The following is a 19,238-nucleotide window of genomic DNA, read 5'->3' as shown; positions in this document are numbered from 1 at the left end:
AGAGGACGAACGCGTGAGGTCACAGTGAACGACCGGCTCGCCGCCATGCTCGACTTATCGGATGGCACATTGCGAACACTTGCTATCCTGACGGCTCTGGAGATCGTCCAGGAAGGTTCCCCTATTATTGTGGAAAATTTTGATAATGGACTTCATCCCAGTCGGGTAGGCATTCTGACTTCTGCAATAGCGGAAGCAATTGAGCGGCGAGACCTCCGCGCACTTGTCACGACGCACAATCCTGCTAACATGAACAATTTGACTGCCGAGCAGATGAAAGGGGTCGTTCTTTGTACCTGGAGCGAGGAAAAGCAAGCCGCCGATCTTGTCGAATTGGACAGCCTGCCGAGATCAGATGAATTGCTCGAACGCGGACAGTTAGGAGATCTCGTATCGCGCCGTATCATTGAGCAATATCTTGCGCCCGAGTTTGAGGAACAGCATCGCCAAAAGATGCTGAAATGGGTTAAGACTCTACCATAAACTTGTCGGCTACTGCCTGGCATACCCCCGAACTTGGAATTGTACGCATATAGCCAACGCTATATTGCGGCCTCAGATTGAGACAATTTGCCGCACCTTTGGTTACGACCCGCCAACAATCTGTACGCCCCAAGAACTCATGGAGGTATAATTGCGTGATTCCATTGTTGAAGAAATTCACCAGACGAGGCAGAAACTCTTGGAAGAGAGCGGCGGCGATCTCAACCAATTGGTGGCCCGCTATAAAGCCGCTGAAATACAAGATGGCAGTCGCGTAGTAAGCACTGTCTCTCCTCACAAAGACCTGCGTCGGGAAGGGAAACAAAAAGGAGCACAACATGGCGAAGACAGTGATTTTTGATACGAATGTGCTTTACGACATAGGACTGAATCGCATCTGCATTGAGGATGTCAAAAAACCTGGAGAGCACCTCTGTTACTCTCCCATCTCAATCATTGAGTTGGTATCTAAACTTAACAACAGATCTTTTGCAGATCGAAAGGCAGCGGCTAAAGTCATTCTCAAGCACCGGATAGACGAACTTCCGGATCCCGAATCGCATCTGGCTATGGTATTTGGTTACAAGTTGGCGGAACCTATATCCTCATATTCCGACGCTGTCCAAGCCTTAGCCACAGGTCAAAGCCTTGAGGAAGTTCGCAGAAGCGTACCGAACTACGAACTTCGTGACCGATGGAGCCTGGATGTACCGTTTACAGCGACATGGCGCGAGAAGGGCGAGCAAGAGTGGGTGGATGCTCTCATCTCCTTGATGGCGGAAAATATCTCCGGATTTCAAAAGTGGTACGCCAAAGATCCAAAAAAGCGGTCTTCGTCTGTACCTAAACTGCGAGGCGAAGAGAAGGAGAGATTCCTCGCCGGAATGCGGTCAGAAGAGTGGCTTACCCAAGCCATATCCGCCTGCCAGATACGTGCTTTTGTCCAAGCAGATAAGGATGACGTCCGTGTATTCTCTGCCCAACGACTTACCGATGCCATTCCCAGGGTAGAGTGCTACGCCCACATGTACACGCAATATTTGATTCGCCTGATGACTGAAGGGATTTTGCCTGAAAAAAACGATAGTGGGGATATTGATTTCTTTCTTTACGCGACTGATGATGACCACGTTATAGCCACAAAAGAAAAGAAATGGATCGCCCTTGCGAATGCCGCAAATTTCGCCCTAAGAATACGTAACTATGGATCCAGTGAAATTACACGGGCTAAAGGCGGGATTCATCTACGGGAAGATGCCGCGAAGTATGGCAAAATGAGCTTCAAAAACTATATTGAGCCTCGACCTTTTGTCCGTAGTGGCAAGCCCTGCTTCAAAGGCACCCGAATTACCGTCTATGACATATTGGAATACCTGGCTGGGGGAATGACTGAGGATGAACTATTAGTTGATTTTCCGGATCTAACGCCGCAGCACATCCGCGCTGCACGGGATTTTTCCGATTTCCATAAACTCCAATTTGAATCCAGTGCCACAACGTGAAACTTCTTCTTGATGAGAACCTGAGCCATCGACTCGTAGCGCGGCTTGCGGAAGCCTTTCCCGGCACCGCCAGTATCAAGCAAGTTGGTCTTCAGAGCCAACCTGATCCAGCGATTTGGGCTTACGCCGCCAAACAGGGTTTTGCAATCGTGTCAAGGGATAAAGACTTTCCTCAACTCAGTTTCTCCCAAGGTCATCCGCCAAAAGTAGTATGGCTTGTAGGGAAAAATGCTGGGAACAATCAGGTTGCCGACTTATTGTTGCGGAACAAAGACCGGATCGTAACTTTTCTTGACGACCAGAATGAAGACTCCCTTCTCACCTTGAGCTTGTAGGACAAAATCATGCCTAAACCATACCAGGCCGTCATATTTGATATGGACGGCCTGATTGTCGATACGGAAAATATTTATTACAACACCTATAACCAGACCCTCAACGAACTGGGAATTGACATACCGCGCGAAGGTTATGTGCGCTGTGTTGGACATCCCGTAGAAAGCAACAGCGCAGACGCCGTCGAACGCTACGACTTGCCGATCCGTCCCGAAGACTTCCACGAAGCCTGGATGACCCGATTTGAAACCGCGATCTCAAACCCCGAACAAATTGACCTCATGCCTGGTTTTCTCGACCTGCTATCACATCTTCAAAACAAACACTACAAACTCGGCATTGCATCATCCACACCGCGCCAGCGCATGCAGGCGACACTTCAAAACGGCGTCTTGCCCTATGTAAATGCCAACGCGCTCCACGACATATTTGGCGCTATTTTTTCGGGCAGTGACGTCACCCATACCAAACCCGACCCGGAAATCTACCTCAAAACCGCCGCAAAACTCGATGTCCCGCCCGAAACCTGTGTCGTATTTGAAGACAGTGCCGCAGGCGTACAATCTGGAAAAGCCGCTGGCATGACCGTCTTCGCCGTGCCCAATTTCTTCACCGCACATCAAAATCACGACAACGCCGACCGCATACTCCCCCGCCTCGACGCGGCAATTGCGGTATTGTAAAGCCGCGATCAACGGTCATCTCCCTTCAAACTTCTACCTTCTCACGCCTTCTCCCACGTCTCATACCACTTCCGGTACCCCGTCTCCACGGGTTCGATATCGCCCACCTCAAACTCCAGTGCATAGTCCCGATCGTAGCCCAGTGCTTCCACCTGATCCCACACCCAGTGATAATCGATAATACCGTCACCGAGCATGCACCGCTCCCACTTCCCTTCCGAGTTGTAATCGCCATCCTTGATATGCACATGCACGATATAATCCTTAAAAACATCAAAAGCAGACTTATAATCTGCACCTGCAGCCATCAAATTACACGGCTCGTACAAAATCCCAAAATACTCTGAATCGACCTTCTCACAAATCTCCTGACAGGCCTCTGGATTGCCAGAAATTTCAGTGCCGTGATTCTCAATCCCCATGTAAATACCCAATTTCTCGGCGTACTCCGCGGATTCCTGAAAATAGGGCACTATCGTATCAATCGAAGCGCGTTTGCCATCACCCGGCATAATGCGAATGGACTTTGAACCAAACGCCTTCCCCACATCCAGCGTCTTTTTCATTTCATCCATTGCAGCCTGCCTGTCATCTTCCGAATCGGCGACAAAATCTCGCCCGCAGTACGACCCGATATTTGCTAACACCACGCCGTACTTATCGCATACCCGACACAGTTCGTCCATATCGTAATCGGGATCAGTCACCGAAAAATGCGGCATGCGCCCCACCAGATCAATTTTGTCAAACCCCGCCTCGGAAATCACCTTGAAAGTATAATCCAGATCTCTTTCCCGAAGCGGAAAACTACACGCTGAAATGCGCGTCACATCCATTTCAATCCTCCTCCACGGCATAATCCACAAAAATTGGACTGCTCCAGGCCATCTCCATATCGGTTTGTACCACGCGAACATAATACGGATTAATGCCCGGCTTTGCGTCTTCATCAGTAAAATCGAACGACACCTCTCCCGCGGCCTGTGCCTCGGGCGCGAAATCAATGGTCACGCGCCGATTCAATGGTCCCAGTTCCATTGTCACCGGACCATTTTCCAGATCACTTGACCCAACGTGAAATCCGACCTTTTCAGCCGGTGCATAAGACATGCGCCTCGGCGGTTTAATACCCTGATCGCCGAACAAGGGACCGGTAATAACCGAAGTATTCACCACGCATTCAATATCCACGTCGCCATCGCCCGGCAAGTCGATAATAAGACCACTGCGATACCCACACGCCACAGAATACCAGCGCAACCCCTCATCGGACACATCAAAAACGCGAGATCGCGGACTGTCAAACCGGATCTTTTCAACACCATTAATCGCGCGCCCAGAAACCCTCAGTGTACCCTCCCAGATCACGCCGGAATAACTGCTCTTGCGACTCGCGCCCTCCCACAAAATACGCACGCGATTGCGGTCTTTTGCCCCTTCAATCGGATGGCTGTAAATCCGTTCCAATCCGCGATACAATTCCACAGATTCATACGGCGCAGTACCCGCTACAAAAGCCGAGATACGCGGTGTATTTCCCGTTGTGAACTCCTCCCCCATCCAATGGTCCTCACACGAAGTATGCAGCAAAATCCGCGCACCTGTCGTCGCGTAAATACGCCGCGCTTTGTACGCGTCCAGAACACTCTCAATCGTCAACTCGGGTGCATACACCGCAGCCAATCCCGCCTTGGCATAACGCCGGTGCTGAAAACCCGGCGTATCCCCGCCCGGTCGCCCGTTGTGGCTATCACTCCCGCCGAAAAATCCCATGCGATAATTGCGCTCAAGTGTCTCCTGCAAAATCCACTCAAATGTCCCGTGATCCGACGTCACTTCCACAGCGGGTTCCAGATAGGGATCGTGGTATTGCAAATCGGAATGCTCGCCCCCCACATGAGCCGTAATCACCGTATCCGTCCCGCGATACGCTTCATAGACCTCTGTAATGTGCCTCAAATCCGTATCTTCGTCCGACTTGTCATCCAATCCCTCGTGTCCGGACCGGCGGATCGGCTGATCGTGCCGCCGAAAATACACATTGTGATGCCCGCCCCGCGTGGTTTGTGCCGACCACTCAAAGCCCGGCAAAGCGACAAATTGCCCCGGCTGATTATACGCGCGTTCCGTTTCTTGCTGCAACACCCAATCGCGTTTGCTCAAAACGTGATCATTGCGCTGGTATCCCGCAAAGTGAATGGCTGCAACATCTCGTGCGTACCTGAAAAAATCGGGAATCTTCTCCGCCATAGCCACCTGACCACCGTGTGAGTCTCCCCAATACAGCGCGAATTGCGGTGCTGTATTGCGGCATGCAATCGGGTTGCTCTGCGCGACCAGTGTGCCATCGTCGGCATCGACACGGTGAATCCCCCCGCGCTCCACCACACATTCATCCATCCACCGCACGCCCCCGTCTGCATCGCCAAAGCTCACGGTTTGCGGCACGCGCACATCATTGCCATTGAGCACCACATTCCCGCGATAAGAGACCGCTGGATTCCCCCAGGCATCTTCGGCCTTGACCTGAATGCGAAACGGTTTGCCAGACGCGACAATAGACGGCGCATTGACCACCAGCTTCACAGCCTCGCCCCCCACAATGCGCAAAGACGGCGGATCGGGTAATATCTCGGCCTCGCCATCTCCCGCATCAACCGCCACCCAGAAAAAGTGCTGCGCCTCGGCAAAAGTCTGTGACCGAAACCCCGGTCCGCCGCCTGTCGTATCGCCATAAGTCACCGAGACCTGCTCGCCCGCTGCCAAAGCGCGCCCATTTACAGTCAGCAAAAGCGACATCATACTCTGCACCAGCGCGCCTACACGCGCTTCTCTCGGCACGTCAATCGTCAAATAATCTTCCCCTGCGGGATCATCCATCTGAGGCGTTGCGCGGTCTGAATCCGCATCCGTATAAATCCGAATTGCCCCTCCTTTCGCAACCCCTTTTTCTCCTGCCGTATAAGTCAGCGTCCACGTGCCATAGGACCCGGCCACCACATCTTCCGACGGGCTCACTGTCGCACTCCCATATAACTTTTTTACTTCTGCATCAGACATAATCGCACTCCCCTTTACCAACCGTGAACAAAATGCCTGCTATCTGGAAACCAGATCGCATCCACAACACTCGATAGCGCAATGCCAAATAAATACCCGACAATAGCGCCATACCAGAACGGCAGCGACCGCCTGTAAAGCTGCACGCCCCCAAATCGCAACACAGCCACCTTCACCAGCCACACGAGCAACAAACAAAACGCATATCGCCCGGGCGGAAACGCAATGGCGACTGGATGAAAAGGCCACCACGCAAACTGCGAACGCAAATAAGTCAAAACACCTGCTTCTGCAAAACCAAACAACCACACACCGAGCTTTTGCGTATCAAAAACCGATATTTTGCTGCCCTCAATATAGGGCACCCGCGAAATGAGTGAATCCATAGGCCACGACACCAGCAGCCCATTCAACCCGCCTTCGTCATAACACCGAAACAAATAAAAACCACCCGCACTCATATACCCGACCAAATACGCCAGCGGCACCATCCCCCATATCCACGGATGCCGGCGCAGCGAATTGCCAAACATGCGAAAAATATGCGGAATAGCAGCCAGACAGGTCGTTCGGATTGAGGCTCCCAAAAACACATTGCGATTGAACAGAATTAGCATCGACTGCGACGTGGGCGAAAGCCTCGACGTACCAATCACAGAGTGAATCAGCGCCACGCCTTTACCACCAGCGGGATTGAGATAGGTAAATCCGGTTGCGGCCGCGTATTTCGCAATGCCGAAATAACACATAAACATCAGAATGAGTTGCCCCACCATCGCCCAGAACCCCACTCCCGAGGACATCATCCAGCCGCCGACACCAACCGTTGCCAACCCCAGCCCAACCCATGCCGTGCGATACGTAACGGGCACGCCATCATCAACTGCGCGGGAACGGTTCAAAGCCTTTTGCACCGTCTCCCTTAAGTGCTTCCGCGCAACCCACACCGACCACAGCACCAGGCAAGCCAGCGCGCCGTGCATCTCGAGCATCGCAATCTCACCGGCCTTAGCAGGCTGCCCCTCTAATCCCACCGTAAAGCCCGTTCGATTCAGCAGCCCAACCTTAAAAATATTGATCACATTGTAAAACCACACACTGAACAAAATATCGGCCGGACAAAGATATGCCAGGCCCATAATCAGCGGTTGCACGCGCAAATAATACGCAGGAAAATACGGACCCAAATCCACGGCTTTGGTAAGATAGTGATCAAAAATCGTAATCCGGGGCATATTCAGTTGAAAATAGCCCACAATATTCCAGCAAATCACACCGCCCACACACCAGAACCCAATCCAGAAAATTTTGTCTCGCAACACAGCGGGCACGCGGCCTTCATCTGCGCCCTCGATCAAAGCCACAGGAAATTCGGACATGGGAAAGACCAGACGCTCTTTTTCCTGCCACTGCTTAAAAAAAAGCACGCTGCCAAAAAAACCCGCCATCACCGCGCTAATACAGCCGACAAACCACCAGAAAAAAGGCCGCACCCACAGCAACCACGGCACGGGGTCGCCGCGATGACGCCCGGTGTACACCGCCCGCACATCGGGTATATTGGCGTCCAAAAAGAACCACCTGGGCAAAAAGGGAATGACCGTATCTCGCAAGCGATTTTCCGGCGAGGCGAAAAACTCGGGCGACGGAATCAGACTCACCGCATAAAACCCCCACCCCACCGCTGGCAAACTGCCGACAATCCACATCATCGAAAAAATCGTGAGCAACTCAATGCGAGACAGCGCGAATCGCGGCGCGAAATGAATCAACCCCACATTGATCCCCACCCACATCACAAAGGGAATCAAAGCAGCCACGGGCAAATAGCTCTTAACCAGATTCCCCGCAAAATAACTCATATACCACGTCGCAACCGCAATGGTCACCAACCCCAACAAAATAGACCGAAACGTTATCGTATCCGGAGCGGGAGATGTTTCAGCTTGTATTTCAGATGAAAGGGCCATGAAAACTGTCAGAATCAGGATAAGCAGGATGAAAGGATGAACAGGATAAAACCCGTAGGTCAGACTCAGTGAATCAGAACTCTGGGTTAATGGGACTGCCGTCAGTGACACCGCTGCCCATGTAGATGGTTAAGAGCCTACAACTTGACCGCTCAATATAACACGGAATACAAGGGGATTCAAGAATTGAGATGAGGTAAAACTGGGCACAGCACAGGAAATGATCCGCACAGTGAGAGGCGTGGGATACTGTTTTAAGCCGATTGAGTAAACCTGTCCATCTTTCTCCCCTAACGGAATGTATGTTCTTTTGAGCATACGTCCCGTTTTTTTGTATAATATAAGGCAAGACTTATCCACGGAGGTCGCTGTGTTCAATCTACAGATATTCAAACAATTACCGCGAGGGACCACCTGGGAAGATATGGCAAGTCCACTGGGACCGTTGACCGTGTTGGCCTCAGATAATGGCGTACATGCAATTGCATTTGAAGGTGATCGCACGGAACAGGCGAAGATAAATTTCCCTCGCGCTGTGAATCATCCCATCATAAATACGGCGGACGAACAACTCGCGATGTATTTCGAAGGAACGCTGAAAGTTTTTGATTTGCCGTTGGATTTGCGAGGAACAGATTTTCAAAAGCGCGTGTGGGAATTACTGTTGGAAATACCCTTTGGAGAGACGCGAACCTATGGCGACATCGCCCGTGCACTGGGCAATACGGACGCATCGCAAGCCGTGGGCGCGGCCAATGGCAAAAATCCTGTAGCAATAGTGGTACCGTGTCACCGCGTAATCGGCGCATCTGGTCATCTCACGGGATATGCTGGAGGGATGGACAAGAAAAGATTTCTCTTAACGCATGAAGGCGTGATTCAGCCAACGCTGTTTTGCTAACTACTGATCGCTTTTTAGTAATCAAATAGGGGTCGCGTGCAATCGAAATCCCAATGCGTGTATAACCTTGAGCACTGTGGCAAAACCCGGATTACCTTCAGGTGACAATGCTTTGTAGAGGCTTGCGCGTCCAAGACCGGTTTCCCGAGCAATTTGTGTCATACCTTTGGCACAGGCAATGTCGCCCAAGGCAGCAGTGATTAAATTGGGGTCGCCATCCTCGAGCACGGCTTCGAGATACGCGGCGATATCTTCTTTAGTCTTCAGATGGGTCGCCGCATTCCAGGGGTATGTTTTTGTTTTTGCCATGATTGTTTTTTTCCATGTAAACATTTGTCTGACGAATTTCTATCATTTGTTAAATGTATCCTATAGGATACAAAAAGACAAGGAGATTAAAATGGCTGAAGGACATAAATTGACCATGTTGGGAACTGGACTGATCGGAATGTTTTACACCATGACCTTGCACAGACATCGGGGAATTGATCGCGTGCAGGTCGTGTATTCGCGGACCGAAGAACGCGCCAGGACATTTGCGGAAGAATGGGACATACCAAAATGGACAACGGATCTCAAAACCGCAATTGAAGACGAGGAAACCGACGGCGTGGTAATCGGCTTACCCAACGATCTACACCTCGAAGCCGCAAGACTCGCGGCACAAGCCGGCAAAGCCGTATTTTGTACCAAACCTCTCGGCCGCACTGCTGAGGAAGCCCGGCAAATTCTGGAGGCAGTGGAAAAAGCGGGCGTATTTGGCGGGTATCTCGAAGACCTGGTATATCCTCCCAAAACCCTAAAAGCCCTCGAATCCGTGAAAAACGGCGCACTGGGCCGCATCTTATGGGTGCGATCGCGCGAAACACACCCCGGTCCCCATAGCGATTGGTTCTGGGACATAAACAAAGCTGGTGGCGGTGCAATCGTCGATATGGGATGTCACTGCATCGAAATCATTCGCAACTTCATCGGCAAAGGCATTCGCCCAGTAGAAGCGATGTGCTGGTCCGACACACTCGTACATCCAGTCGAAGCAGAGGATCACGGAATTGGATTAATCAAATTTGAAAATGGATCCATGGGCCAATTTGAAGTCGGATGGGCATTTCGCGGAGGCATGGACCTGCGGGATGAGGTGGCAGGCACAGAAGGAACAATCTGGCTCAACCACTGGTTGCGCACTGGATTTGACATGTTCACGGCTGTGGGACAAGGAGGTTATGTAGCGGAAAAAGCCGAAGGCGATACGGGATGGCTCTTCCCAGTGGGAGACGAAGTCGCCGAACTGGGATATTCGGACATGTTTGTAGATATGTTCAACGCCTGGGATGAAGGACGCGAACCAATGGAAACACTGTATGACGGCTATGTCGTCAATGCGATTATAGACGCGTGTTACAAATCGGCAAAAACAAAACAATGGGAGCCGATAGAAATGGAATGGCGCGGCGGTGAAATAGATCGGGAAACCACATCGACCGAAACAGATGCACCATTTGTCACCCTGAAAACCGAGCGCATGCCCGATGGACGCCTGAAGCGAATTGTAAAAGACAAAGAAACCGGTGAGATCAGCGAGCGGATTGAAGAATAACTATGGAACGCGTATTAATTGCTGATAAGGTAGTCCTGCAGGGCAAAATCGCGCAATTGAACAGCCATACGAGAACCGGGCAACTGTGTGTGGTCAGCGATTGGGACCGCACATTGACAAAAGCGCGAACAGAAGATGGGCAAGATGCGACCTCCTATTCGGTAATTGCGCACGGAGCCTATTTGGGAGAAACGTATCGCGTTGAAATGGATCGCCTGTACGCGCGGTATCGCCCCATTGAAATATCGCAGACAATCTCGCACCGGAAAAAACAAAAAGCCATGCGCGATTGGTGGATGGCGGCACTTGCGATGATGCAAAAATACGGACTTACCGAAGAGATAATAGAAGACATTGCTATCCGTGATTTCATGCGCTTGCGCGATGGTTCCATCGATCTTTTTAAAATATTGGCAGACAGAGAGATACCTCTATCAATTTTATCCGCGGGCATTGGCAACGTAATTTCAAAATTCTTAAAAGTCAGATCATTGCTCACTGCAAATGTGACAATAACGGCAAACAAATTGATATTCGATACACATGGCGCAGTGGCGGAATTTTGCGAACCAATAATTCACAGCTTTAACAAAGCGCGTCATGCAAGTACCCCACAGAGCTACGTCCTCCTCCTGGGAGACACCATAGAAGATGCACAGATGGTGAACGACGCCGATGCAGACTGTATCATTCGCGTGGGATTTTTGAACGAATCAATCGAAGAAAATCGCGCTGCATATCTGCGCGCTTACGATATTGTAATCTGCAACGATGCATCTATGACCCCCGTGATAGAATTGTTGAGGAAATCTCTTGACACCATTTGAAGCCATGCTCTTAGGACTATTGCAAGGGCTAACCGAATTTTTGCCCGTAAGCAGTTCGGGACATCTCGCATTGGGACAAGCGGCATGGGGCATCCAAACCGGTAATATAACCTTTGAAGTGATCGTACACTTTGGGACTTTGCTGGCTATAGTAACCGCATTGCGCGTGCGAATCAGCAACTTAGTCGTCGGCTGTTTGCGACGCGATAGCGCATCCTGGCACACAATCTACCTGTTGATAATCGGATCTATTCCCGCAGGCGTCGTGGGAATCCTGTTCAAAGACATCCTCAAAGAGGCTTTCGCCAGCCCAATCGCCGTGTGCGGATTCTTGATCGCGACCGGCTGTATTTTGTGGAGCACGCGGTTTGCGCGCGCAAACCGCGTAAAAATTACATTTTTAGACGCCATTTTAATCGGCTGTGCACAGGCACTCGCCGTATTGCCGGGAATTTCCAGATCGGGTTCAACCATTGGCATGGGCCTGTTGCGCGGGCTGGACGGCCGCGAAGCCGCAACATTTTCTTTTTTATTATCCATCCCCATCATTTTGGGCGCAACCGCATTAGAGGTCGGCGACCTGCTCGCCCATCCCCCACAAATGAACGCGCTATGGACCCTGCTAATCGGTGCTATTGTCGCTTATGCGTCTGGCGTATTTGCCATTCGATGGCTCCTGGGATTGCTCAGTGGCGGGCATTTTGCACGATTTGCCTATTATTGCTGGCTCATCGGCCTGATAGGTATAGCGTATTTTGGAAAGTGAATAATCCATGAGATGGCTGATCGCGTGCCTTTTGCTCGGCTGTGGGGGCGTTCCCATATCGCCCGAGAACGATCTTCTTTCGGATTTTATGTCCATTGCCAACGTACACCGCGAGCCGACCTACAATGCAACGGGTGATATTGTGGGAGTAAACATCCTGGCCGATGTCGTCAATACGGGACCAGTACCGATTATCAGCCCATTTATCATGACCTGGAAATTGCAGACCGCTAACAGCGAAGAAATAGCCCGCACAACCCATCGGTTTTCCAGATTTGACGCGGGACAGGTGCAGAAAATTGCATTGACAATGGAATTTGCCCCGCGTTCGAATCTATCGGGCGTGCAGAATGTGGTGACATTTGATTTTGAGGAAAGTGGTCAGTAGCCAGCTAACTACTGATACCCCCCTTGCCCGATACAGTATTGGCGTGTATATTGTTGCGTCAAACGCGCCGTATCACACAACAGAGGACACAGCGATGAAATATATCATTGGGTTTTTGTCCGTCTTTTTTTTATTTGGATGTTCTAAAGACGACTCTGCTGGATCGCGGGTTTTTATTCCCGAAGATTTAGTCGTCTTGGGCAACCCATCCATTATAGGCGAAGCTGCGGGTACACCTGAAAGTCCATCGAGCTTTATCCGCATTAGTGGTAATCTTGACAGTCAATCGGGCTTGGAACTCACGGGCCTTAAGGTGCGCGTGCGTGTGTTGGGTGAAAACGACACCCCGTTGGGGACGAGCGAAGATGTATGTACACCCTCTGAAATAGCCCCCGGAGGATCGTGTACTTTTTTATCAGCCATTGTATTGGCCAACGTGGATTTCAGGGATAGTCAATCAATTGAGATTACGCCAGCTTGCGATCAGGGCACTGGCACACCGCGATTGATTCCCGTGCTTTGGCCTGATTCATAGAAAGGAGCATTATTGTGGCAGAGGTGATTTTATCGGGTTTTGCCGACGAAGGACCGGAGAGCAAGCGTGCCGAAGAGCAGTTTACCATGATGCGCGCGCTTGGCTTGTCTTATTACACAATCCGTTTTATCGACGTGGGCAATGGCGTAAAGAACGCCATGGAATTGACCGCGCAGGAGATTGTACAACTCCAAAAAATGCACGGTGAATTTGGTATTTCGGTATCGAGCATTGGATCGCCACTTGGAAAAATAAAATTGCTGGACGTGAATGACGGGACCGACAATCGCTATGTGCCGTTTAAGGAATATCTGGAGACAGATGTCAAACGCGCCATCGAACTCGCCCATGCATTTGACACAAAACTCATCCGCGGCTTTAGCTATTACCACCCACATGGGACCGATCCCTGGCCGCATCTAAATCAAGCGGCAGATCAGCTCTCAGAAATTGTGGCCCTGTGTGCAAGCGAAGGCCTGATCTACGGTTCTGAAGTAGAATCGCATTTAATCGGCGGAGATGGCGAAACACTGCTCGCACTGCACGAAAAGATCGACAGTCCCAACACCTGCATCATCATGGATGTGGGCAATATGGAAAGCATGGGACACAGCCCGGACAGCGTTTTTGCCGAATATGAGAAAACAAAGCCCGGATTGGGATGGATACACATCAAAGGATTTAACGCGCCGGCCAATCAGCCGATGCTGGACCGCGCAACAGAGAGAGGATTGACGCGGTTTATTCCCGTGGATCAGGGCGATGCCGGACATGAAATGGTCCTGCGGGATTTTAAAACACTCGTACCGCGCCTGCAAAGCCAGTTTCAGGAACTGGGGGTGCCGGGTGTATTTATCGATCTGGAACCGCATGTAAAGGGCGGTGGACAATTTGGCGGCTTTAGTGGTATTGATGGTTTTGGCGTGGCATTCCGCGCCCTGTGCAATTTGCTCGACTATCTGGGATATGAATATCACCTGACGGGCTACGAAGATTTGACCATGCCGTAAAATGGAGGTTGTAATGGCAGATAAAATTCGCATTGGTATAATTGGTGCGGGCGGTATTTTTCGCACCCGCCACTTCCCTGGATTGGCCCAAATAGACGATGCCGAGGTCGTGGCAATTTGCAACCGCAGTGAAGAGAGTGGCGGCAAAATTGCGGCTGAATTTGGACTGAATCCCGACCTGATGACCGACCCCTACGCGCTCATTGCGCGAGATGACATCGATGCAGTAATGATTGGCACCTGGCCTTATAAACACTGCGAGTTTGTACTCGAATCCCTCAAGGCGAACAAGCATGCATTTGTGCAGGCGCGCATGGCGATGAATTTGCGCGAGGCAAAAATCATGTATGCCGCAGCAATGGAATCAGACCTCGCGCACCAGATATGTCAGCCACCGCACGCATTAAAAGGCGACTGGTTTATGCAGCGGTTGATCGCCGAAGGATATGTTGGCGATATTCGCAACATCGTCATCCGCTCAATGACGCCTGGGGGTATTGATCCCAGTACGCCACTACACTGGCGACAAATCGGTCGCTTTTCCGGCTTAAACACCATGAGCGTGGGCATGCTGGTGGAATTTGTACACCGCTGGTGTGGCTATACCAAATCCGTATCCGCACACGCAGAAACATATGTGACCGAACGCTCTACAGAGGACGGCATGGGACCAGTTGACCGTCCAGACACCGTGAATATTTTGGCGCAAATGGAAAGCGGCGCAACTGCGGTCTATCTCTTCTCCGGTACCGCGCATCACGCGCCGGGTGAAAGCATTGAAATTTACGGTACGGACGGCACACTCATCTACGAGACCTCCCCCGTTTTGGACGAGCAGCGGATATTGGGTGCCAAAGCGAGCGATGGCACATTGCAGGAATTGGATGTCCCAGCATCCGACAGGCGCGAATGGACGGTTGAGGCGGATTTCATCGACATGATCAAAACCGGCAAACCCGCCGAATCGACCTTCTATCAAGGCGTGAAATACATGGAATTCACCGAAGCGGTATTCCGCTCTGTCGAACGCGGGGCAACGGTCCATTTGCCCATTGTTGATTAGGGGTAACAAGCAGAGGGCATACATAGAGATGAATCCGATATAAGTTGCCCATCTGTTTGATGGCAGGCTTCGCGTGGGGCTTGATTATGCGTTCATGGATGAATAGAAAGCGATGACGGCACACTCATTCAGGAGTAAAACGATGTTTGAGGTTGTCTCTCTGGTCGATCGTATAGAAGAAGTCCCCGTTATTGCTACGGGCACGCGTTGGCCAACATTGCGTGAAGGGAGGGCATCCGACGAACATTTTCTGCGGTTCCCCGAATGCAAAGATGATCCCTTGAGAAAAGACTACGGGAATGTGCGCACCTTTCCCGAACCTTTTGCCAGAGGGGGCGGATTTTTCCCCGTACTTTTGTTGATGGCGGACGGAAAGCTATGCTGTGCATCGCGAACCGGTTCGTGTCATGCCGGTAGTGGAGGTGAAATCAGTCTTTCCTTTTCATCGGATAAAGGCAGGACCTGGACGGATTATCAGGCGGTTGTGCGGGGAGATCCCGAACGAAATTTAGACTTGCGAAACCCGGCGTTTGGACAGGCGAAGAACGGGCACCTCGTGCTTGCCTATGGCGTCATGAGCGAAATTGACGTGAAAGGGCGTATCTCGACGCGAGATCCCTTTAAATCGATCGAAGTAATTCGCTCAGAAGATGAAGGAAAAACATGGTCAGAGCCAGTGTCTCTGGCATTTCCCGAAAAAGATCTCCGGCTTCATCCCCATGGTCAGATGCGACGGGTCTCAAACGGGGCTCTTGTGTTCAACGCACGGGGATACTACACGCAAGAGGCGTATGACGAGAACCCCAAATTGCCAGAGAGAATGAGTTATCTTTACTGGTCGTTTGACAACGGCGAGACCTGGAAGGAATCAACCCTCGTGAAATCAGGCGGGAGCGAAACGGGATTTCTACCTCTGGATGAAAAGCACTGGCTCGCCTATGTCAGATTCAACGATCAGCCAAATCAATTTGCCCACTCTTTTGACGGGGGAAAAACCTGGCCGCGTTGGAAAAAAACCATTTCCGAAGCACAGAACCAAGGGGCTTCACCCGGCAGTATTGCGGCTCTCCCAAATGGAAAAGTACTCATTACATACGGATATCGCGCATATCCCTTCGGAGTTCGCGCTGTTGTGAGTCACGATGGAGGAAACACCTTTGATATAAATCGCGAATACATCATCAGCGACACGGCCTACCATTCGGACTGCGGGTATCCCAGTACCGTATGTTTTGAAGATGGGACCATTGTGACCACAGCATATACGCTAATGGATGTGGCTCATAAAGAATGGGGAACCAGCTGTATCGCATATCGTTATTCGCAGAGTCTATTTGGCGGTACAGTCTATAAGCCCATTACCGCTTGAGATATGACAGACCGTGAAAAACGAAACTTTGCAGAATATCCTTCGTTGACTCAAGAAGATATTTATGCATGTAAGGCGTTGGTCACTTCATAAACAAAGGGCATACAATATGAAAATTTCTTTAGACTTGCCAGACACGGCTGCGCTTGCCCACCTCGACTAGGCGTATTTCAGAGAAGTCCTGGTTGCAACACTCTACCACGTAGGAAAACTCTCTGAGAAAGAAGCATGCTTCATACTCGGGATTTCCCGTCGTGCGTTTGAGGAGTTGCTACCGCAGTTCGGGTTTTCCATCTTAGTGGATACACCAGAGACTATTGATGTAGAACTGCATGCATAAAATGAAAGAGAACCTATCAAAATCTCAATTCGCGCTGTGTATCGAGAATAGAGACTGCGACGATCTGGAGAAGCGGAAAATATACCAGATTTTACCCGACGAAGAAGCAGCGCAAGAGGGATATTTGAGAGTCATTGACGAATCGTGGGAAGACTACTTGTATCCCGCATCTTATTTTATCTTTGTCGAACTGCCTTGCAAAGCCAAAGACGCACTGGCAAACTGAGACTGAGTTTCAGGAACGTTACCATGACCACAGACTGGAGCAAGCTGGAACAAACGGTTAAAGATTACGAATCGCCCGGTACGATCGGCGTCAGTGTGATTTCGCCTCAGGGAGAGCGTTGGGCTTCACGGGGTGATCATCAGTTTCCGGCGGCCAGCACAGTTAAAATCCCGATCATGATCGAGATCTACAGAGCTATTGATCGCGGTACACTCGCGCTCGATGACACATATATCGTCCGCTCTGTGGATAAATCCCCCGGCAGTGGTGTACTGCGACACATGCATACCGGGCTGCAACTGTCGTTTGGAGATCTTCTGTACTTGATGATGTCCATCAGCGACAACACCGCCACCAACATATTGATTGAAGTGGCCGGAATGGATCGCATCAACGCGACAATGCGAGAACTCGGTATGACCGCCTCCTCTCTCGGACGGCCCATGCGCGGGCGCCTCGCGATTGAAGGGGAACAGGAAAATTGGGCCACACCGAATGACTACACTACCGTCGTCAAGACGATTCTCGACGACCAGGCCGCATCCCCCGCATCCTGTCAGGCCATGCTCACCACCTTGACCCTGCAACAGAACGGTCGTCGCATCGGACGATATGTGCCGACCTCCAAAACCTATCGCTGGGGTTCCAAAACCGGCTCGAATCGGGGGGTAATCAATGACGTCGGCTTCGTCGAATCCCCTGCGGGGACGATGGTAATCGCGCTCTACAGCCGGGAACTCGGCGATCGCGTCACCAGCGAATGCGCGCTCTCCGAGATTGCCAGGGCCGCGATGCAAGTGACGGGCATGATCTCGGGAGAAGGTGACCAATGACAAATCACGAGTCACTTGAGGCAAAAGTCGATCAGGTGTTCGCGGAATGGGACAAGCCAGACTCCCCTGGTGCGGCCCTGTCGGTTATCAGAGACGACGAAATTATCTACAAACGCGGATACGGTATGGCGAATCTGGAATACGGCATCCCGATTGCACCGACAACCATCTTCGACATTGCTTCGGTCTCCAAGCAATTTGCGGGCTTTGCCATCGCCACGTTGTTGCATGAAGGGAAACTCTCGCTGGATGACGATATTCGGATGCACTTGCCCGATGTCCCGGATTTTGGAATAAAAATAACGATTCGACATCTGGTGCATCACACGAGTGGACTGCGGGATTGGGTACAGGCACTCGTCATCGCGGGCGGACAGATGGATGACGTGATCTCGTTTAAACATATTTTGAAAATGGTAAGGCGTCAGAAAGACCTCAACTTCGAGCCTGGAACAGCGTTTTTATACTCAAATACGGGGTATAATCTGCTGGCAGAAATCGTTGAAACAATAACGGGAGAATCATTTCGCGAATGGACGGACGCCAACATCTTTAAGCCCCTCGCCATGACCAACACCCACTTTCACGATGACCACGAGATGATCGTGAAGAACCGGGCGTATTCCTATTCGTCCGCGAAAGATAACGGGTTCAAGAATGCTGTGAACAATTTAACCGCCCTCGGTTCGAGTTCGCTCTATTCAACAGTAGAAGATCTGGCAAAGTGGATTCTGAACTTTGACGATGCACGGATAGGCGGAAAGGCAGTGGTTGAGCAGATGCACCAGCAGGGAGTTCTCAATAAGGGGAAACAGATCAATTACGCCTTCGGATTGGACATCGGCGAGTACAGAGCACGGAAAACGGCCGGACACGGCGGATCATGGCGGGGATTTCGCAGCCATCTCATACGTTTTCCAGCTCAGAAATTTGGCGTTGTCATATTGTGCAATCTGGACACCTTCACCCCACTTAATCTGGCGAAAAAGATCGCTGATATCTATCTCGCTGATGTCCTTGCGCCCGAGGCACCCGAGCCGGATAAGCAACCCTCTGAAAGCAACGAGATCGAACCCCTATCACCAGAACAGTTGTCAGAATTCGAAGGCGATTATTACACCGAAGAACTCGATACCACCTATACCATTTGTGTGCGAGGGGACCGGCTTGTGGCGCAACACAGACGGCATGACGACATATCGCTAACCTGTAACGACGATCATTTCGTCGGGGATGCGTGGTTTTTCCCAGAAGTTCATTTTACGCGAGACGATACGGGACAAATTACAGGGTTCAGGCTGACGGGAAACCGGGTCAAAAATTTGTGTTTTAAAAAAGGACATGATTAA

At 50.9% G+C, this 19,238-nt stretch carries 22 protein-coding genes; 18 read left to right on the top strand and 4 right to left on the bottom strand.

The window, feature by feature from the left end:
* The 5 genes from OXG87_09430 to OXG87_09410 all read left to right on the top strand — a co-directional run.
* On the top strand, positions 1 to 483 hold a 483-nt coding region (locus tag OXG87_09430; protein ID MCY3869767.1), incomplete at its 5' end, for an AAA family ATPase.
* A 151-nt stretch (positions 484 to 634) separates the two neighbouring features.
* The gene (locus tag OXG87_09425; protein ID MCY3869766.1) at positions 635 to 844 is read left to right on the top strand and encodes a hypothetical protein; all 210 of its coding nucleotides are present in this window, start codon (positions 635 to 637) and stop codon (positions 842 to 844) included.
* Positions 845 to 1,757: 913 nt separating this feature from the next.
* Entirely contained in the window at positions 1,758 to 1,985 is a 228-nt protein-coding gene (locus tag OXG87_09420; GenBank protein MCY3869765.1) for a DUF433 domain-containing protein, read from the top strand.
* Positions 1,982 to 2,320 carry a DUF5615 family PIN-like protein gene (locus tag OXG87_09415; protein MCY3869764.1) on the top strand — a complete coding sequence of 113 codons (339 nt, stop codon included), beginning with the start codon at positions 1,982 to 1,984 and terminating at the stop codon, positions 2,318 to 2,320. Before OXG87_09420 ends, OXG87_09415 begins: the two co-directional genes overlap by 4 nt.
* A 9-nt stretch (positions 2,321 to 2,329) precedes the next feature.
* The gene (locus OXG87_09410) at positions 2,330 to 3,004 is read left to right on the top strand and encodes an HAD family phosphatase (GenBank protein ID MCY3869763.1); all 675 of its coding nucleotides are present in this window, start codon (positions 2,330 to 2,332) and stop codon (positions 3,002 to 3,004) included.
* Between the two features lie 41 nt (positions 3,005 to 3,045).
* Here the strand turns inward: OXG87_09410 and OXG87_09405 are convergent, their stop codons facing one another.
* Genes OXG87_09405 through OXG87_09395 form a run of 3 tightly spaced genes read right to left on the bottom strand, consistent with a single transcriptional unit; the run spans position 3,046 to position 8,034 of the window.
* The gene (locus OXG87_09405; GenBank protein MCY3869762.1) at positions 3,046 to 3,840 is read right to left on the bottom strand and encodes a sugar phosphate isomerase/epimerase; all 795 of its coding nucleotides are present in this window, start codon (positions 3,838 to 3,840) and stop codon (positions 3,046 to 3,048) included.
* A 1-nt stretch (position 3,841) separates the two neighbouring features.
* Positions 3,842 to 6,064, bottom strand: a complete 2,223-nt coding sequence (locus OXG87_09400) for a DUF3604 domain-containing protein (protein ID MCY3869761.1) — start codon at positions 6,062 to 6,064, stop codon at positions 3,842 to 3,844.
* Positions 6,065 to 6,078: 14 nt separating this feature from the next.
* Positions 6,079 to 8,034, bottom strand: coding sequence for a hypothetical protein (locus OXG87_09395; GenBank protein MCY3869760.1), 1,956 nt, complete (start codon positions 8,032 to 8,034; stop codon positions 6,079 to 6,081).
* Positions 8,035 to 8,404: 370 nt separating this feature from the next.
* Here OXG87_09395 and OXG87_09390 point away from each other — a divergent pair, with 370 nt between their 5' ends.
* Entirely contained in the window at positions 8,405 to 8,935 is a 531-nt protein-coding gene (locus OXG87_09390) for a methylated-DNA--[protein]-cysteine S-methyltransferase (GenBank protein ID MCY3869759.1), read from the top strand.
* Between the two features lie 21 nt (positions 8,936 to 8,956).
* Here the strand turns inward: OXG87_09390 and OXG87_09385 are convergent, their stop codons facing one another.
* Complete coding sequence (locus tag OXG87_09385) at positions 8,957 to 9,244, bottom strand: putative addiction module antidote protein (protein MCY3869758.1); 288 nt, start codon at positions 9,242 to 9,244, stop codon at positions 8,957 to 8,959.
* A 91-nt stretch (positions 9,245 to 9,335) separates the two neighbouring features.
* Between OXG87_09385 and OXG87_09380 the strand changes: the two genes are divergently transcribed.
* The 12 genes from OXG87_09380 to OXG87_09325 all read left to right on the top strand — a co-directional run bounded on the left by OXG87_09380 (position 9,336) and on the right by OXG87_09325 (position 19,238).
* Positions 9,336 to 10,532, top strand: coding sequence for a Gfo/Idh/MocA family oxidoreductase (locus tag OXG87_09380; protein MCY3869757.1), 1,197 nt, complete (start codon positions 9,336 to 9,338; stop codon positions 10,530 to 10,532).
* A 2-nt stretch (positions 10,533 to 10,534) separates the two neighbouring features.
* Positions 10,535 to 11,359, top strand: a complete 825-nt coding sequence (locus OXG87_09375; GenBank protein ID MCY3869756.1) for a hypothetical protein — start codon at positions 10,535 to 10,537, stop codon at positions 11,357 to 11,359.
* A complete protein-coding gene (locus OXG87_09370; protein ID MCY3869755.1) occupies positions 11,346 to 12,125 on the top strand; it encodes an undecaprenyl-diphosphate phosphatase in 780 nt (259 codons plus the stop codon). Before OXG87_09375 ends, OXG87_09370 begins: the two co-directional genes overlap by 14 nt.
* A gap of 7 nt (positions 12,126 to 12,132) precedes the next feature.
* Positions 12,133 to 12,513: a hypothetical protein gene (locus tag OXG87_09365; GenBank protein ID MCY3869754.1), complete on the top strand. Its 381-nt coding sequence runs from the start codon at positions 12,133 to 12,135 to the stop codon at positions 12,511 to 12,513.
* 94 nt (positions 12,514 to 12,607) lie between these two features.
* On the top strand, positions 12,608 to 13,048 hold the full coding sequence (locus tag OXG87_09360) for a hypothetical protein (protein ID MCY3869753.1): 441 nt from the start codon (positions 12,608 to 12,610) through the stop codon (positions 13,046 to 13,048).
* Between the two features lie 14 nt (positions 13,049 to 13,062).
* Positions 13,063 to 14,058, top strand: coding sequence for a TIM barrel protein (locus tag OXG87_09355; protein MCY3869752.1), 996 nt, complete (start codon positions 13,063 to 13,065; stop codon positions 14,056 to 14,058).
* A gap of 13 nt (positions 14,059 to 14,071) precedes the next feature.
* Positions 14,072 to 15,121: a Gfo/Idh/MocA family oxidoreductase gene (locus OXG87_09350; protein ID MCY3869751.1), complete on the top strand. Its 1,050-nt coding sequence runs from the start codon at positions 14,072 to 14,074 to the stop codon at positions 15,119 to 15,121.
* Positions 15,122 to 15,263: 142 nt separating this feature from the next.
* On the top strand, positions 15,264 to 16,490 hold the full coding sequence (locus OXG87_09345; protein ID MCY3869750.1) for a sialidase family protein: 1,227 nt from the start codon (positions 15,264 to 15,266) through the stop codon (positions 16,488 to 16,490).
* A 181-nt stretch (positions 16,491 to 16,671) separates the two neighbouring features.
* Positions 16,672 to 16,830 carry a hypothetical protein gene (locus tag OXG87_09340; GenBank protein MCY3869749.1) on the top strand — a complete coding sequence of 53 codons (159 nt, stop codon included), beginning with the start codon at positions 16,672 to 16,674 and terminating at the stop codon, positions 16,828 to 16,830.
* A gap of 1 nt (position 16,831) precedes the next feature.
* Positions 16,832 to 17,056, top strand: a complete 225-nt coding sequence (locus tag OXG87_09335; protein MCY3869748.1) for a hypothetical protein — start codon at positions 16,832 to 16,834, stop codon at positions 17,054 to 17,056.
* Positions 17,057 to 17,079: 23 nt separating this feature from the next.
* The gene (locus OXG87_09330; protein ID MCY3869747.1) at positions 17,080 to 17,889 is read left to right on the top strand and encodes a class A beta-lactamase-related serine hydrolase; all 810 of its coding nucleotides are present in this window, start codon (positions 17,080 to 17,082) and stop codon (positions 17,887 to 17,889) included.
* A complete protein-coding gene (locus OXG87_09325; protein MCY3869746.1) occupies positions 17,886 to 19,238 on the top strand; it encodes a serine hydrolase in 1,353 nt (450 codons plus the stop codon). The genes OXG87_09330 and OXG87_09325 overlap by 4 nt, the downstream gene beginning before the upstream one ends.

Source organism: Gemmatimonadota bacterium (assembly GCA_026706845.1).
Classification (GTDB): domain Bacteria; phylum Latescibacterota; class UBA2968; order UBA2968; family UBA2968; genus VXRD01.
Note: the sequence above shows the minus strand (reverse complement) of the source record. Positions and strands in the feature narration are given on the sequence as shown.

Excerpts from the sequence above, each read along its gene's own strand:
- OXG87_09420 (MCY3869765.1), top strand. The coding sequence starts at position 1,758 with ATGAGCTTCAAAAACTATATTGAGCCTCGACCTTTTGTCCGTAGTGGC.
- OXG87_09410 (MCY3869763.1), top strand. The coding sequence starts at position 2,330 with ATGCCTAAACCATACCAGGCCGTCATATTTGATATGGACGGCCTGATT.
- OXG87_09405 (MCY3869762.1), bottom strand. The coding sequence starts at position 3,840 with ATGGATGTGACGCGCATTTCAGCGTGTAGTTTTCCGCTTCGGGAAAGA.
- OXG87_09400 (MCY3869761.1), bottom strand. The coding sequence starts at position 6,064 with ATGTCTGATGCAGAAGTAAAAAAGTTATATGGGAGTGCGACAGTGAGC.
- OXG87_09395 (MCY3869760.1), bottom strand. The coding sequence starts at position 8,034 with ATGGCCCTTTCATCTGAAATACAAGCTGAAACATCTCCCGCTCCGGAT.
- OXG87_09385 (MCY3869758.1), bottom strand. The coding sequence starts at position 9,244 with ATGGCAAAAACAAAAACATACCCCTGGAATGCGGCGACCCATCTGAAG.
- OXG87_09380 (MCY3869757.1), top strand. The coding sequence starts at position 9,336 with ATGGCTGAAGGACATAAATTGACCATGTTGGGAACTGGACTGATCGGA.
- OXG87_09375 (MCY3869756.1), top strand. The coding sequence starts at position 10,535 with ATGGAACGCGTATTAATTGCTGATAAGGTAGTCCTGCAGGGCAAAATC.
- OXG87_09365 (MCY3869754.1), top strand. The coding sequence starts at position 12,133 with ATGAGATGGCTGATCGCGTGCCTTTTGCTCGGCTGTGGGGGCGTTCCC.
- OXG87_09360 (MCY3869753.1), top strand. The coding sequence starts at position 12,608 with ATGAAATATATCATTGGGTTTTTGTCCGTCTTTTTTTTATTTGGATGT.
- OXG87_09350 (MCY3869751.1), top strand. The coding sequence starts at position 14,072 with ATGGCAGATAAAATTCGCATTGGTATAATTGGTGCGGGCGGTATTTTT.
- OXG87_09345 (MCY3869750.1), top strand. The coding sequence starts at position 15,264 with ATGTTTGAGGTTGTCTCTCTGGTCGATCGTATAGAAGAAGTCCCCGTT.
- OXG87_09335 (MCY3869748.1), top strand. The coding sequence starts at position 16,832 with ATGAAAGAGAACCTATCAAAATCTCAATTCGCGCTGTGTATCGAGAAT.
- OXG87_09330 (MCY3869747.1), top strand. The coding sequence starts at position 17,080 with ATGACCACAGACTGGAGCAAGCTGGAACAAACGGTTAAAGATTACGAA.
- OXG87_09325 (MCY3869746.1), top strand. The coding sequence starts at position 17,886 with ATGACAAATCACGAGTCACTTGAGGCAAAAGTCGATCAGGTGTTCGCG.